Origin of the sequence: Pedococcus sp. 2YAF34 (genome assembly GCF_052114585.1) — a bacterium.
Classification (GTDB): Bacteria; Actinomycetota; Actinomycetes; order Actinomycetales; family Dermatophilaceae; genus Pedococcus.
This window is the reverse complement of record NZ_JBFRFA010000011.1, coordinates 16,935-30,906: the sequence shown is the minus strand read 5'-3', so window position 1 is coordinate 30,906 and position 13,972 is coordinate 16,935. Positions and strand designations below refer to the sequence as shown.

Annotated in this window: 14 protein-coding genes; 12 read left to right on the top strand and 2 right to left on the bottom strand. The window is 72.5% G+C overall.

Annotated elements, in window-relative coordinates:
- Positions 1-14 precede the first annotated feature (14 nt).
- Together AB4Z02_RS08150 and AB4Z02_RS08145 are read left to right on the top strand one after the other, a co-directional pair.
- On the top strand, positions 15-344 hold the full coding sequence (locus AB4Z02_RS08150) for a metal-sulfur cluster assembly factor (RefSeq protein WP_056885213.1): 330 nt from the start codon (positions 15-17) through the stop codon (positions 342-344).
- Between the two features lie 46 nt (positions 345-390).
- Entirely contained in the window at positions 391-936 is a 546-nt protein-coding gene (locus AB4Z02_RS08145) for an acVLRF1 family peptidyl-tRNA hydrolase (protein ID WP_441970317.1), read from the top strand.
- 6 nt (positions 937-942) lie between these two features.
- Here AB4Z02_RS08145 and AB4Z02_RS08140 read toward each other — a convergent pair whose 3' ends face one another.
- Together AB4Z02_RS08140 and ypfJ are read right to left on the bottom strand one after the other, a co-directional pair.
- The gene (locus tag AB4Z02_RS08140; protein ID WP_441970316.1) at positions 943-1,287 is read right to left on the bottom strand and encodes a VOC family protein; all 345 of its coding nucleotides are present in this window, start codon (positions 1,285-1,287) and stop codon (positions 943-945) included.
- A 52-nt stretch (positions 1,288-1,339) separates the two neighbouring features.
- Complete coding sequence (ypfJ, locus tag AB4Z02_RS08135) at positions 1,340-2,260, bottom strand: KPN_02809 family neutral zinc metallopeptidase (RefSeq protein WP_441970315.1); 921 nt, start codon at positions 2,258-2,260, stop codon at positions 1,340-1,342.
- Positions 2,261-2,491: 231 nt separating this feature from the next.
- Between ypfJ and AB4Z02_RS08130 the strand changes: the two genes are divergently transcribed.
- The 10 genes from AB4Z02_RS08130 to AB4Z02_RS08085 all read left to right on the top strand — a co-directional run bounded on the left by AB4Z02_RS08130 (position 2,492) and on the right by AB4Z02_RS08085 (position 13,961).
- Positions 2,492-4,093, top strand: coding sequence for an ABC-F family ATP-binding cassette domain-containing protein (locus tag AB4Z02_RS08130; protein WP_056885209.1), 1,602 nt, complete (start codon positions 2,492-2,494; stop codon positions 4,091-4,093).
- A 105-nt stretch (positions 4,094-4,198) separates the two neighbouring features.
- Positions 4,199-5,875, top strand: coding sequence for a nitrite/sulfite reductase (locus AB4Z02_RS08125; RefSeq protein ID WP_441970314.1), 1,677 nt, complete (start codon positions 4,199-4,201; stop codon positions 5,873-5,875).
- Positions 5,872-6,087, top strand: coding sequence for a hypothetical protein (locus tag AB4Z02_RS08120; protein WP_056885207.1), 216 nt, complete (start codon positions 5,872-5,874; stop codon positions 6,085-6,087). The genes AB4Z02_RS08125 and AB4Z02_RS08120 overlap by 4 nt, the downstream gene beginning before the upstream one ends.
- Positions 6,084-6,866: a phosphoadenylyl-sulfate reductase gene (locus AB4Z02_RS08115; protein WP_441970313.1), complete on the top strand. Its 783-nt coding sequence runs from the start codon at positions 6,084-6,086 to the stop codon at positions 6,864-6,866. The genes AB4Z02_RS08120 and AB4Z02_RS08115 overlap by 4 nt, the downstream gene beginning before the upstream one ends.
- Positions 6,863-7,792, top strand: a complete 930-nt coding sequence (cysD, locus tag AB4Z02_RS08110) for a sulfate adenylyltransferase subunit CysD (protein ID WP_441970312.1) — start codon at positions 6,863-6,865, stop codon at positions 7,790-7,792. The genes AB4Z02_RS08115 and cysD overlap by 4 nt, the downstream gene beginning before the upstream one ends.
- Positions 7,792-9,141 (top strand): sulfate adenylyltransferase subunit 1, encoded by a 1,350-nt coding sequence (locus AB4Z02_RS08105; protein ID WP_082590990.1) that lies wholly within the window; start codon positions 7,792-7,794, stop codon positions 9,139-9,141. The genes cysD and AB4Z02_RS08105 overlap by 1 nt, the downstream gene beginning before the upstream one ends.
- A complete protein-coding gene (gene cobA, locus AB4Z02_RS08100) occupies positions 9,141-10,427 on the top strand; it encodes a uroporphyrinogen-III C-methyltransferase (RefSeq protein WP_441970311.1) in 1,287 nt (428 codons plus the stop codon). The genes AB4Z02_RS08105 and cobA overlap by 1 nt, the downstream gene beginning before the upstream one ends.
- Before the next feature lie 10 nt (positions 10,428-10,437).
- Entirely contained in the window at positions 10,438-11,142 is a 705-nt protein-coding gene (locus AB4Z02_RS08095) for a sirohydrochlorin chelatase (RefSeq protein ID WP_056885204.1), read from the top strand.
- Positions 11,139-11,918: an enoyl-CoA hydratase/isomerase family protein gene (locus AB4Z02_RS08090; RefSeq protein ID WP_441970310.1), complete on the top strand. Its 780-nt coding sequence runs from the start codon at positions 11,139-11,141 to the stop codon at positions 11,916-11,918. Before AB4Z02_RS08095 ends, AB4Z02_RS08090 begins: the two co-directional genes overlap by 4 nt.
- A 171-nt stretch (positions 11,919-12,089) precedes the next feature.
- On the top strand, positions 12,090-13,961 hold the full coding sequence (locus AB4Z02_RS08085) for an ABC transporter ATP-binding protein (protein ID WP_441970309.1): 1,872 nt from the start codon (positions 12,090-12,092) through the stop codon (positions 13,959-13,961).
- Positions 13,962-13,972: the final 11 nt, after the last annotated feature.

Here is a 13,972-nt window from a genome sequence, read left to right as displayed (position 1 = left end):
AGGAAGTTGAGACGATGAGCGACACGACCACCGCCACCCCCAACGTCGCGGACGTCGAGGAGGCCATGCGCGACGTCGTCGACCCCGAGCTGGGCATCAACGTCGTCGACCTCGGCCTCGTCTACGGCATCACCGTCGACGCGCAGAAGCACGCCGTCCTCGACATGACGCTCACCTCGGCGGCCTGCCCGCTCACCGACGTCATCGAGGACCAGACCGCACAGGCCCTCGAGGGCCTCGTCGCGTCCTACCGCGTCAACTGGGTCTGGATGCCGCCGTGGGGCCCCGACAAGATCACCGACGACGGCCGCGAGCAGCTGCGCGCCCTCGGCTTCAACCTCTGATCGCACCTCGTCCTGAGCGCCGAGCACCACTGACCCGCGGCCGCCCGTGAGCACCCGCGTCGTCGAGGTGACCCCCGAGCGCCTCGACGGCTGGCTCCAGCGGTTCGCCGCGAACAACGCGGGTCCGTCTGCGCGCCAACGCATCTGCGCGCGTGAGGACTTCCCGCACGACCCCCTGGGGATCCTGCTGCTGCGTCGCGGCGGGTATGCCGTGGGGCTGGCCCGCGGGGCCGCGTTCACCGCGTCGAAAGTCGGCACCCGGCACGTCCAGTCACGCACGGCGGCCGGTGGCTGGTCGCAGCAGCGGTTCGCCCGGCGGCGCGGCAACCAGGCCGACGAGCTCGTCCGCGCGGTCAGCGAGCACACCCTGCGCATCCTCCCGGCCGGTTCGGTCGACGGCCTGGTGGTCGGTGGCGACCGGGCCCTGGTCCGGGCCGTCCTCGACGACCCGCGCCTGGCCCACCTCGACGCGCTACCACGGCGCGAGCTCTACGACCTGCCCGACCCCCGGCGTGCCGTGCTCGAGGAGGCCCTTCGACGGGCCCGGGCCGTCCGCGTCACGATCGAGGACGTCGACGCAGGTCAGGGCTGAGGTCGGCTACACGTGGTGCTGGGCGATGTTGACCACGGTCCCCCCGGGCGCGCGGACGAAGAACCGTCGCACCCCCCACTCCTCGGTGACGAGGGGATGGACGACCTCGATGCCGGCCGCCTGCACCTGAGCCCACGCCTCGTCGACGTTGTCCACCTTGACCGTGACCGCCGAGTCCTCCGGTGCCGTCGCGTCCCTGGTGACGAGCTGCACGTGGGCGCCCGTCGCGGGGTCCGTCAGCCGCGCGACCCAACCGAGGTTCATCTCCTCGGTCGACAGGCCGAGGACGCCGGACCAGAAGGCCTTGGCCTCCTCGATGTCGGGGACGGTCAGGTTCGTGGTCACGCCCATGACGCGCATACGGCCTCCCGGTGCTCTTCCGTCGGTCCTCGAGGGGTGGTGGCTACTCGACGTTGGCGACGCTGAAGGTGTCGCAGTCGTTGAGGTTGCCGCTGCGGTAGCCGGTGGTGAACCACTTCTGACGGGCTGAGGCCGACCCGTGGGTCCACGACTCGGGGTTCACCTGGCCCTGGGTCTTCTGCTGGATGCGGTCGTCGCCGACCGATGCCGCGGCGGACAGCGCGTCGTCGATGTCCTTCTGGGAGAGCGGCTTGAGGAACGTCGTGCCCTGCGCGTCCTTGGTCTGCGTCGCGTGGTGGGCCCACACGCCACCGAGGCAGTCGGCCTGGAGCTCGACCCGCACGCCGCCGCTCTGGGCTCCCTGGGGGTCCTGCTGCGCCCGGTCGAGGAGGCCCAGGATGTCCTGGATGTGGTGGCCGTACTCGTGCGCCACCACGTACTCCTGGGCAAGGGGTCCGCCGCTGGAGCCGAACTGCTGCGTGAGGATCTGGAAGAAGCTGGCGTCGATGTAGACCTTCTTGTCGAGCGGGCAGTAGAACGGCCCCACCTGGTTGGAGGCGGTGCCGCAGGCCGAGCGGGTGGAGCCGCTGTAGAGGATGGTCTTGGCCGGCGTGTAGCGGCGCTGGTAGCGGGGGAGCTCATCACCCCAGAAGGCCTGGACGGAGTTGACCGTGGCGATGACGCGGCAGGTGTCGTCGCGGTTGGCGTCGGCGCCGGACTTGCACTGGGCGAACGCGTTGGGGTCGGTGCTGCCGCCGGGCTCGACCTGACCGGTGCCGCCGGTGCCGGGGTCGGTGCCGGTGCCACCGGGCAGGGACCCCGGGTTGATGCCGAAGACCAGGGCGATGATCAGCAGGATGATCCCGCCGATGCCGCCGCCGACGACCATGCCGCCGGGACCGCCACCGCTGCCGCCGGAACCCACCTGTGAGGTGTCCAGCTGCACGTTGTCGTTGAAGCTCATGTGCCCTCCACGGCATCGGGCGTGCACTCGGGGTCGAGCGACGTCGGTAGACTAGTGATCTCAGCCGCTGAGCGGCGCCCGCGCAACCTGTGCAGGGTGAGCCGCCGGACCGAGCGGTCGGACCGTCCCGGCACCGGCGCCCGGAGTCCGACCCCGCCGGGGCTGGGCGACCTGGGACACCGGAACGTCCCGCCTGCACGCCGAAACCTGAACCATGTCTGGAGTACCTCTGTGATCGCCGCCAGTGGGATCGAGCTGCGCGCTGGCTCCCGCCTCCTCCTCGACGGCGCCACCTTCCGGATCGCGCCCGGCGACCGGGTCGGCCTCGTCGGCCGCAACGGTGCCGGCAAGACGACCCTGACCAAGGTGCTGGCCGGTGAGGCGCAGCCGGCCGCCGGCCAGGTCACCTCCAACGGTGAGGTGGGCTACCTGCCGCAGGACCCCCGTACCGGCGACCTGCACGTGCTCGCCCGTGACCGCATCCTGTCCGCGCGCGGGCTCGACCGGATCATCCGGCAGATGCGCGAGGCCGAGGGCGCCATGGCCAGCGCCGACGACGAGACCCGCGACAAGGCCATGCGCCGCTACTCCCGGCTCGAGGGCGAGTTCACGGCCAACGGCGGGTATGCCGCGGAGTCCGAGGCCGCGACGATCGCCAGCGCCCTGGCCCTCGACGAGCGCATCCTCGGCCAGCCGCTGGCCACCCTGTCCGGCGGCCAGCGACGCCGGGTGGAGCTCTCGCGCATCCTCTTCTCCGGCGCCCAGACGCTGCTGCTCGACGAGCCGACCAACCACCTCGATGCCGACTCCATCGCCTGGCTGCGCGACTACCTCAAGGGCTACCAGGGCGGCCTGGTGGTCATCAGCCACGACGTCCAGCTGCTCGACGCCGTCGTGACCCGCGTCTTCCACCTCGACGCCAACCGCGGTGAGCTGGACCTCTACAACGTGGGATGGAAGCCCTACCTCCAGCAGCGTGAGACCGACGAGCGGGCCCGCAAGCGCGAGTACGCCAACGCCACCAAGAAGGCCGCCGCCCTCATGGAGCAGGCGGAGAAGATGCGCGCCAAGGCGACCAAGGCCGTGGCCGCGCAGAACATGATCAAGCGCGCCGAGCGGATGCTGGCCAGCGTCGAGGGGGAGCGCACCTCCGACAAGGTGGCCAAGCTGCGCTTCCCGGACCCGGCACCCTGCGGGCGCACGCCGCTGCGGGCGTCGGGGCTGTCCCGCTCCTACGGCAGCCTCGAGATCTTCACCGACGTGGACCTCGCCATCGACCGCGGTTCACGGGTCGTCGTGCTCGGCCTCAACGGTGCCGGCAAGACCACCTTGCTGCGGATGCTCGCCGGGGTCGACGCCCCCGACACCGGCGAGGTCGAGCCTGGCCACGGCCTCAAGCTCGGCTACTACGCGCAGGAGCACGAGAACCTCGATGTATCCCGCTCGGTGCTGGCCAACATGAAGTCTGCCGCTCCGGACTCCTTCGGCGAGACCGAGGTGCGCAAGGTGCTCGGCTCGTTCCTGTTCAGCGGGGACGACGTCGACAAGCCGGCCAAGGTGCTCTCGGGCGGCGAGAAGACCCGCTTGTCGCTGGCGATGCTCGTGGTGTCCGAGGCCAACGTGCTGCTCCTCGACGAGCCGACCAACAACCTCGACCCGGCCTCGCGGGAGGAGATCCTGGGAGCGCTGCGGACCTACAAGGGCGCTGTGGTCCTCGTGACCCACGACGAGGGCGCCGTCGAGGCCCTCGAGCCCGAGCGGATCCTGCTGCTGCCCGATGGCATCGAGGACCACTGGGGCCAGGACTACCTCGACCTCATCTCGCTCGCCTGACCGGGCCGGCGACGCTGGGGCGGCGAACTCCCACCGGTCCGGTGGGGGATGGGGTCGGATAATGGACGGTTATGCAATCCATAACTGAGTTGTCACAATGGACGGGTGACGCAGACCCCTACCCGTCCACAGCGCCAGACCGGCAAGGCCACCGGCGCCTGGGCCGACGGTGACCGCACCCCGCTGAACGCCAACGAGGAGTTCAAGGCGGCCGACGACGGCCTCAACGTCCGCGCCCGGATCGAGGAGGTCTACGCCCGCGAGGGGTTCGCCTCCATCCCAGGGGAGGACCTGCGTGGCCGGATGCGGTGGTGGGGCCTGTACACCCAGCGCAAGCCCGGCATCGACGGCGGCAAGACGGCCACGCTCGACCCCGCCGACCTCGACGACGAGCACTTCATGCTTCGCGTCCGCAGCGACGGCGGCGCCCTCACCGGTGAGCAGCTGCGCACGGTGGCCACGATCAGCACCGAGTTCGCTCGCGACACCGCTGACATCACCGACCGCCAGAACATCCAGCTGCACTGGATCCGCATCCAGGACGTGCCGGAGATCTGGTCGCGCCTCGAGGCCGTGGGCCTCACCACGGCCGAGGCCTGCGGCGACACCCCACGCGTGATCCTCGGCTCCCCCGTCGCCGGCATCGCCGCCGACGAGGTGCTCGACGGGTCGCCTGCCGTCCGCGAGATCCTCGAGCGCTACATCGGCAGCCCTGAGTTCTCCAACCTGCCGCGCAAGTTCAAGACGGCCATCTCCGGCTCGCCCAGCCTCGACGTCGCCCACGAGGTCAACGACATCTCGTTCGTCGGCGTCGAGCACCCCGAGCACGGCCCCGGCTTCGACCTCTGGGTCGGCGGCGGCCTCTCGACCAACCCGATGTTCGCGCAGCGGCTCGGCGCCTGGGTGCCGCTGGAGGAGGTTGCCGACGTCTGGAAAGGCGTCGTCTCGATCTTCCGTGACCACGGCTACCGCCGCCTGCGCAACCGCGCACGGCTGAAGTTCCTCATGGCCGACTGGGGCCCCGAACGGTTCCGCGAGGTGCTCGAGGACGACTACCTCGGGCGCAAGCTCCTCGACGGCCCTGCGCCCCTGCCGCCCTCGCGGCACCGGCGCGACCACATCGGCGTCCACGCGCAGAAGGACGGCAACGTCTGGGTCGGCGTCGCCCCTGTCGCCGGCCGCGTGAGCGGCACCACCCTGTACGCCGTCGCGGAGCTCGCCGAGCGCCACGGGTCCGGCCGAGTGCGCCTCACGGCCCACCAGAAGCTGCTCGTCCTCGACGTGCCGCCGGAGAACGCCGACGCGCTGCAGGCGGGCCTCGACGGGCTCGGCCTCCCGGCGAACCCGAGCGAGTGGCGCCGGGGCCTCATGGCGTGCACCGGTATCGAGTTCTGCAAGCTCGCCCTCGTCGAGACCAAGGCCCGCGGCGGCACGGTCATCGCCGAGATGGAGCGCAGGCTCCCTGACTTCGACGTGCCGTTCTCCATCCATGTCAACGGCTGCCCGAACTCCTGCGCCCGCACGCAGGTCGCCGACGTCGGCCTCAAGGGCATGGTGCAGACCGACGACGACGGCAACCTCGTGGAGATCTTCCAGGTGCACCTCGGCGGCGGTCTCGGCACCGAGCCACAGCTCGCCCGCAAGACCCGGGCCCTCAAGGTCCGCGCCGTTGACCTGCCCGACTACGTCGAGCGGATCGCGGGCCGGTTCCTCGAGCAGCGGCAGGACGGCGAGTCCTTCGCGCACTGGGCGCACCGAGCCGAGGAGGACGACCTGCGATGAGCGACAGCCCGCGCGGCAGCGTCATCTACTACTGCCCCTTCTGCGCCGAGGAGGACCTGCGCCCCGTCGAGGAGCCGCGGGGAGCCTGGCGCTGCAACGCCTGCGCCCGCGTCTTCACCGTCCAGATGGTCTCGCTCGACACCACCCGCATCCCCGGGCGCGTCCGCGAGGAGGCCGACCTCGAAGCCCACCGAGGAGGAGGTTCGTCATGACCGCCACCACCACCCACGTCGGCCGGGCCCGCGGTGGCAGCGCCGCCAGGGACGCCCACGAGCTGCAGGAGCTCGCAGCCGAGGCCGAGGAGCGGTTCGAGGCCCTCGAGGCCGACGGCGCGCACGCCTCGTACGAGGAGCGTGTCGAGCTGTCGCGCGACGTGCTGCACTGGGGTGCCGAGACGTTCGGCGACCGCCTCACCGTGGCCTCCTCGATGGGCGACGAGGTGCTGGTGCACCTCGTCGGCACCACCGTCCCCGGCGCCGACGTGTTCTTCCTCGACACCGGCTACCACTTCGCCGAGACGCTCGGGACGCGCGACGCCTACCAGGCCATGCTGCCTCTCCGGATCCGCACGATCCTGCCGCTGCTCACGGTGCCGCAGCAGGACGAGCGGCACGGCGCCAGGCTGCACGACCGCGACCCCAACGCCTGCTGCGCCATGCGCAAGGTAGAGCCGCTCAACCGCGCGCTGTCGACCCACGACGCCTGGGTGACCGGCATGCGACGGGTGGACGCGCCGACGCGCACCGACATCGGCCTCGTCGGCTGGGACGCCGCCCGGGCAATGGTGAAGCTCAACCCCATTGCGGCGTGGACCGACGAGGACGTCGACCGCTACGTCGAGGAGCACGGGGTCTTCCTCAACCCGTTGCGCCAGGAGGGGTACGCGTCGATCGGCTGCGCACCCTGCACCCGCCCCGTCGCGGAGGGCGAGGACCCCAGGGCCGGCCGCTGGGCCGGCAAGGACAAGACCGAATGCGGGTTGCACACATGACGACGACTGCCGCGCGGGCGCTGCCCGCCCAGTACACCCTCGACCACCTGGACCACCTCGAGTCCGAGGCGGTCCACATCTTCCGCGAGGTCGCCGGCGAGTTCGAGCGCCCGGTCATCCTGTTCTCCGGCGGCAAGGACTCGGTGGTCATGGTGCACCTGGCGCTGAAGGCGTTCGCGCCCGCGCCGCTGCCCTTCTCGCTGCTGCACGTCGACACCGGGCACAACTTCCCCGAGGTGCTCCGGTACCGCGACGAGACGGTCGAGCGCCTCGGCGTGCGCCTCGTGGTGGCCCACGTCCAGGACTACATCGACGACGGGCGGCTGCGTGAGCGCGCCGACGGCACCCGCAACCCGCTGCAGACGGTGCCGCTGCTCGACGCCATCGAGGGCAACCGGTTCGACGCGGTCTTCGGCGGTGGCCGGCGCGACGAGGAGAAGGCCCGCGCCAAGGAGCGCGTCTTCAGCCTCCGCGACTCGTTCGGCGCCTGGGACCCCCGGCGCCAGCGCCCCGAGCTCTGGGACCTCTACAACGGCAAGCACGCCCCGGGCGAGCACGTGCGGGTCTTCCCGCTCTCCAACTGGACCGAGCTCGACGTGTGGCGCTACATCGAGCGCGAGGGCATCGACCTGCCCGACCTCTACTACGCGCACGAGCGCGAGGTGTTCTCGCGTGACGGCATGTGGCTGTCGGCAGGGGAGTGGGGCGGTCCCAAGTCGTCCGAGCAGGTGGAGACGCGCCAGGTCCGCTACCGCACCGTCGGCGACATGAGCTGCACCGGCGCTGTCGACTCCGACGCCACCGACGCCGCGGGCGTGATCCTCGAGCTCGCCGGCTCCCGCCTCACCGAGCGCGGCGCCACCCGGGCCGATGACCGCATGTCCGAGGCCGCCATGGAGGACCGCAAGAAGCAGGGGTACTTCTGATGACGACCACGGCCGACCGCAAGCCCCGCACCACCGAGGCCGCGGTGCCGCCGGCTGCCCGGCACGACCTGCTTCGGCTCGCCACCGCCGGGTCCGTGGACGACGGCAAGTCGACGCTCGTCGGCCGCCTCCTCTACGACACCAAGTCGGTGCTGGCCGACCAGCTCGACGCCGTGGAGCGGGTCAGCCGAGAGCGGGGGCTCGACGCCGCCGACCTGGCGCTGCTCACCGACGGCCTGCGGGCCGAGCGCGAGCAGGGCATCACCATCGACGTCGCCTACCGCTACTTCTCCACGGCGACGCGCTCCTACGTCCTCGCCGACACCCCGGGCCACGTCCAGTACACGCGCAACATGGTGACCGGTGCGTCGACGGCCGAGCTGGCGCTCATCCTCATCGACGCCCGGCACGGGGTCGTCGAGCAGACCCGTCGCCACCTCGCCGTCACCGGGCTGCTGGGTGTGCGGCACATCGCGGTCGCCGTCAACAAGATGGACCTCGTCGACTGGGACCAGGAGCGGTTCGACTCCATCGTCGCCGAGTTCGCCCGGCACGCAACGCGTTTCGGCATCGAGGACGTCGCCGCCGTACCCGTGTCCGCACTGTTCGGCGACAACGTCGTCGACCGCTCGGACCGGGCGCCGTGGTACACCGGGCCCACCCTCCTCGAGCACCTGGAGGCGGTGCCGGTGGGCACCGACCCGTCGGAGCAGCCGCTGCGCGTGCCGGTGCAGTACGTCATCAGGCCCCAGCGTGGTGAGCGCCGCGACTACCGCGGCTACGCCGGACGGCTGGCGAGCGGGGTGGTCCGGCCCGGTGACGAGGTCGTCGTGCTGCCCGGGGGCCAGCGCAGCCGGGTCGAAGGCATCGACCGCTCCGGTCCCGACGGCAGGCTCGAGGAGCTCGAAGTCGCGTTCGCCCCGCAGTCGGTGGTGCTGCGGCTCACCGATGACGTCGACGTCTCGCGTGGCGACCTCATCGCGGCCGCCGGCGACCCCGGGCTGGTCACCCGGTCGCTGTCGGGCACCATCGCCGTGGTCGACGAACGGCCCGTGCGTCAGCGTGACCGCGTGCTGCTGCGCGTGGGCACCCGCACCGTGCGCGCCATCGTCGACGACGTCGTCGACCAGCTCGACATCGAGACCATGGAGCAGCGGACCGCCCCGGACGGCTTGGCACTCAACGCCATCGGCCGGGTGCGGATCCGGCTGGCCGAGGACGTGGCCATCGACGACTACCGTTCGCTGCGACGTACCGGGGCGTTCCTGCTCATCGACGAGAACGACGGGTCGACCCTCGCGGCGGGGATGGCCGACGCGCCGGACCGCAGCGTCGGCGAGGGCATCTGATGGGCGTCCCCAGCTACCCGCTGACCCTCGACCTGACCGGGCGTCGGGTGGTCGTCGTGGGCGGTGGCCCGGTCGCCGCGCGACGTGCACGCGGACTGGTGGAGGCCGGTGGGGCGGTCGAGCTCATCGCGCCGTGGGTGTGCGAGGACGTCGCTGCCCAGGTCGCAGACGGTGGGATCACCTGGCACGAGCGGGAGTTCGTCGCCGGCGACTTGGTGCTCCCGGACCCTGCCTGGCTCGTCCACACCGCGACCGGCGACCCGCACGTCGACGCCCAGGTCGCAGCGGAGGCCGATGCCGCCCGTGTCTGGTGCGTCCGCGCCGACGACGCCTCCGTCTCCTCGGCATGGACGCCCGCAGTGGCGAGGGGACGCACGGGACACGCCAGTGAGGGCCTCAGCGTGGCGGTGACTGCCGGTGGCGACCCGCGCCGTGCCACCGCGGTGCGCGACGCGGTGCTGGCCGCGCTCGACAGCGGCACCCTGCCGGTACGCCGCGTGCGCGGGACGGCGCCGCCGTCCGACAGGGCCGGGGGCGAGCAGCCCGCCGTCGGGCGGGTCGCGCTGGTGGGCGGGGGGCCCGGCGCGGAGGACCTCATCACCGTCCGTGGGCGGGCACTGCTCGCCGCGGCCGACGTGGTGGTGACCGACCGGCTCGGGCCGCGGTCGCTCCTCACGACCCTGGGCGCGGACGTCGAGGTCGTCGACGTCGGCAAGACCCCCGGCAACCACCCGGTCAGCCAGGACCGGATCAACGAGCTGCTCGTGCACCACGCGTCCCTCGGGAAGCGCGTCGTCCGGCTCAAGGGCGGCGACCCGTTCGTCCTCGGGCGAGGGGGTGAGGAGGCTCTGCACTGCGCCGAGCACGGGATCCCCGTCGAGGTGGTCCCCGGGGTCACCTCCGCGGTGTCCGTGCCCGCCGCTGCCGGCATCCCCGTGACCCACCGGGGCATCACCGCCTCGTTCGTCGTCGCCTCGGCCCACGACGGTGCCGACGCGGTCCTTCGTGCCGCGTCCGACGCGGCCCCGGACGCCACCCTCGTCCTGCTCATGGGCGTGACCCGCCTGGGCGACACCGCAGCCGCCCTGGTCCGGTCGGGGCGCCGCCCAGACACGCCGGTGGCGCTGGTCGAGCGCGGCTGGACCCCCGAGCAGCGCACCACCGTCACGACCCTCGACCGTGCGGCCGAGGACGCCGCAACCGCCGGCGTCCGGGCCCCTGCCGTCGTCGTGGTCGGCGACGTCGTGTCGGTGCGCAACCGGCTCGGGGACCTGTCGGGGGAGTAGCGTCCACCCGGTGAGCACCGAGCCCGACATCGTCCTGCTGGCCCACGGGTCGCCCGACCCGCGCCATGCGCGCGGCGTCGAGGTCCTGGCCGACCACGTCCGCACCCTCGTGCCCCACCGGCCGGTGCACACCGCATACCTCGACCACCACGCGCCGACGCCCCAGGAGGCCGCAGCGGGCCTCGGGACGCGGGCCGTCGTCGTCCCCGTGCTCCTCACTCCGGCGTTCCACGCGAAGGTCGACGTCCCGGCAGCGGTGGGCGTCATGGCGTCCGGCTCCGGCTCGGAGGTCGGCGTGGCGCCTGCGCTCGGTCCGCACCGGCTGCTGCTCGACGCGGCCGAGGAGCTCCTCGCCGCGGAGGGCATCCACCCAGACCCCGCCACCGCCGTCGTGCTGTACGCCGCGGGGTCCAGCGACAGCGAGGCCGTCGCCACGGTGGGCCACACCATCGCCGCCCACCCCCGCACCGGGTGGGGCTTCTGGGGCGTGGCGGCCCTGGACGGCGGCGCGACGATGGAGCAGGTCCTGCGCACCATGCCCGACGAGGTGGAGCGGACCGTCGCCGTGCCGTTCATGGTGGCCGAGGGCGTCCTGCGCGACCGGATGGCCCAGAACTGCGGGCGTGCCGGGGTCACCATGGTGTCCGGCGCCCTGGCGCAGACGGGCGCCATGGCCCAGCTGGTCCTGGAGCGCGCCGGTAGCCTGCCCGCGTGACCGACGCGAGCAGCACGCCCCACCCGCACCTGCACGTCGCCCGTGACGGGTCGGTGCTCACCGTCACCCTCACCAACCCGTCGCGCCGCAACGCCCAGGTGCCCAGCCTCTGGACCGCCCTCGCCGAGGTCGCCGACGGGCTCGACCCCGAGGTGCGCGTCGTGGTGCTCCAGGGAGAGGGACCCTCGTTCTCCGCAGGGCTCGACCGCTCCGTCCTCTCCGGGGGCGGCGAGGACGGTGAGGTCGACCTGCTCTCCCTCGGGCGCGACGGGGCCCGGGCGGCGGAGGTCATCGCCGGCTTCCAGCGCGGCTTCACCGCGTGGGGGGAGGTCCCGGCCGTGGTGGTGGCAGCAGTGCAGGGACATGCGATCGGCGCCGGTCTCCAGCTGGCCCTGGCGGCGGACCTGCGCGTGGTCGCCGACGACGTGCAGCTGGCCATGCGCGAGACCTCGCTGGGCCTGGTGCCCGACCTGGGCGGTACGGGGCCGCTGGTCAGGCTCGTCGGGCCCGCGCGGGCGCTCGAGATCTGTGCCACCGGGCGGTTCGTGGGGGCCCAGGAGGCCGTGGCCACAGGACTGGCCAACGTGGCCGTGCCCCGCGCCGAGCTCGAGGCCACCACGGCCGACCTCGTCGCAGCCCTGCTCGCGACCCCGGAGGCCGCCCTGCGGGAGCTGAAGCCACTGCTGCGGTCCGCCGAGACCCTGCCGCGCGACGCGCAGCTCGCTGCCGAGCGCGGGGCCCAGGCGCGGCTGCTGCGCGGCCTCGTGAGCGGGTGACGGGGCGCCCCTGAGGCATTGGGCACGCCTGGGTCACGGCTCTGGCCGGTCGTGGGCGTGCCCTGCCCACACCCCCACCGCACCGGCTGTCGGTGGCCACCAGCACCATGGGGAATGCCGCGGGCCGCCCGCGACGTTCCACGGCGTGACTGGAGGAGGACCACTGTGAGCATGTCCGGATGGGCAGCGATGCGTTCGTTGGCGAGGGACGACTCCGTCAAGGACCGCAAGCTCGCCCCTGGCACCGCCCGCAGGGTGCTCGGCTACGCCTCGCCGTTCCGGCGGCAGATCGTCGTGTTCCTGGTGCTCGTGGTCGTCAGCGCCGCCCTCGTCGTGGCCACTCCGCTGCTGCTCAAGGAGCTCATCGACAAGGGCATCACGGCGCGCAACCGCTCGGTCGTCGTGGAGCTGTCCCTGGTCGTGGCCGCGCTGGCCCTCGCCGACGGCGCCCTGACCCTGGTGCAGCGGTGGTACTCCAGCCGCATCGGCGAGGGACTCATCTACTCGCTGCGCACCGAGGTGTTCAACCACGTGCTGCGCCAGCCGATCGCGTTCTTCACCCGCGCCCAGACCGGCGCCCTCGTGAGCCGGCTCAACAGCGACGTCATCGGGGCGCAGCAGGCCTTCACGTCCGTGCTGTCCAGCGTCGTCAGCAACGTCGTCTCGGTGACCCTCATCGTCGTCGCGATGGCCTCCCTGTCGTGGCAGCTCACCCTGGCCTCGCTCGCGCTGGTGCCGTTCTTCCTCGTGCCTGCCCGGGTCATGGGACGCCGCCTCGCCGGCATGACGCACGCGCAGATGGGCCTCAACGCCGACCTCGGGTCGCGCATGACCGAGCGGTTCAACGTCGCCGGTGCCCTGCTGGTCAAGCTCTTCGGTGACCCCAGGCGCGAGGACAGCCAGTACGCCGCCCAGGCCGGCCAGGTGCGCGACATGGGGGTCAAGATCGCGCTCAACCGCAGCGTGTTCTTCGTGGCCCTCACGCTGGTCGCCTCGCTCGCGACCGCCATGGTCTACGGCGTCGGCGGCCTGATGGCGGTCGGCGGCTCGCTCAGCGTCGGCACCCTGCTGGCGCTGACGGCCCTGCTCGCGCGGCTCTACGGACCCCTGACGACCCTGTCCAACGTGCGCGTCGACGTCCTCACCGCCCTCGTCTCGTTCGAGCGCGTCTTCGAGGTGCTCGACCTCAAGCCGCTGGTGACCGAGCTCCCCGGGGCCGAGCCCATCCCGGCCGGACCGGTGCGGGTCCAGGTCGACGGCGTGGCCTTCCGCTACCCCTCGGCCGACGAGGTGTCCCTGGCCTCGCTGGAGAGCGTGGCGGCCGGTGACCGCAAGGGCTCCGGGCTCGTGCTGCGCGACGTCGACTTCGAGGTCGAGCCCGGGCAGCTGGTCGCCCTCGTCGGCCCCAGTGGCGCCGGCAAGTCGACGATCACCGCCCTGCTCGCGCGGCTCTACGACCCCAGCGCAGGCACCGTCCGGGTCAACGGCCTCGACCTGCGCCAGGCCACGACCGCCTCCGTGGCGGCCACGGTCGGCATGGTCACCCAGGAGGCCCACCTCTTCCACGACACCATCCGGGCCAACCTCACCTACGCCGCGCCGGACGCCACGGACGAGGAGGTCGTGGCCGCCCTCAAGGCTGCGCAGGTCTGGCCCCTCGTGAGCGCCCTCCCGGAGGGCCTCGACACGGTCGTCGGCGACCGTGGCCACCGCCTGTCCGGCGGGGAGAAGCAGCGGCTGGCGCTGGCTCGCCTGCTGCTCAAGAGCCCGGGCCTCATCGTCCTCGACGAGGCGACCGCCCACCTCGACAGCGAGTCCGAGGCGGCGGTGCAGCGGGCGCTCGACACCGCCCTGCGCGGGCGCACCGCCGTGGTCATCGCCCACCGCCTCTCGACCGTGCGCGGCGCCGACCAGATCCTCGTGGTCGACGGCGGCCGCATCGTCGAGCGCGGCACCCACCGCGAGCTCATGACGCGGGGTGGGGTCTACCGCGACCTCTACACGACGCAGTTCGCCGACCAGGAGACCGACGTCCCCGCGTAGCCACCGTCCGG

Excerpts from the sequence above, each read along its gene's own strand:
- AB4Z02_RS08150 (WP_056885213.1), top strand. The coding sequence starts at position 15 with ATGAGCGACACGACCACCGCCACCCCCAACGTCGCGGACGTCGAGGAG.
- AB4Z02_RS08140 (WP_441970316.1), bottom strand. The coding sequence starts at position 1,287 with ATGGGCGTGACCACGAACCTGACCGTCCCCGACATCGAGGAGGCCAAG.
- ypfJ (WP_441970315.1), bottom strand. The coding sequence starts at position 2,260 with ATGAGCTTCAACGACAACGTGCAGCTGGACACCTCACAGGTGGGTTCC.
- AB4Z02_RS08120 (WP_056885207.1), top strand. The coding sequence starts at position 5,872 with ATGAGCGACAGCCCGCGCGGCAGCGTCATCTACTACTGCCCCTTCTGC.
- AB4Z02_RS08115 (WP_441970313.1), top strand. The coding sequence starts at position 6,084 with ATGACCGCCACCACCACCCACGTCGGCCGGGCCCGCGGTGGCAGCGCC.
- cysD (WP_441970312.1), top strand. The coding sequence starts at position 6,863 with ATGACGACGACTGCCGCGCGGGCGCTGCCCGCCCAGTACACCCTCGAC.
- AB4Z02_RS08105 (WP_082590990.1), top strand. The coding sequence starts at position 7,792 with ATGACGACCACGGCCGACCGCAAGCCCCGCACCACCGAGGCCGCGGTG.
- cobA (WP_441970311.1), top strand. The coding sequence starts at position 9,141 with ATGGGCGTCCCCAGCTACCCGCTGACCCTCGACCTGACCGGGCGTCGG.
- AB4Z02_RS08085 (WP_441970309.1), top strand. The coding sequence starts at position 12,090 with ATGTCCGGATGGGCAGCGATGCGTTCGTTGGCGAGGGACGACTCCGTC.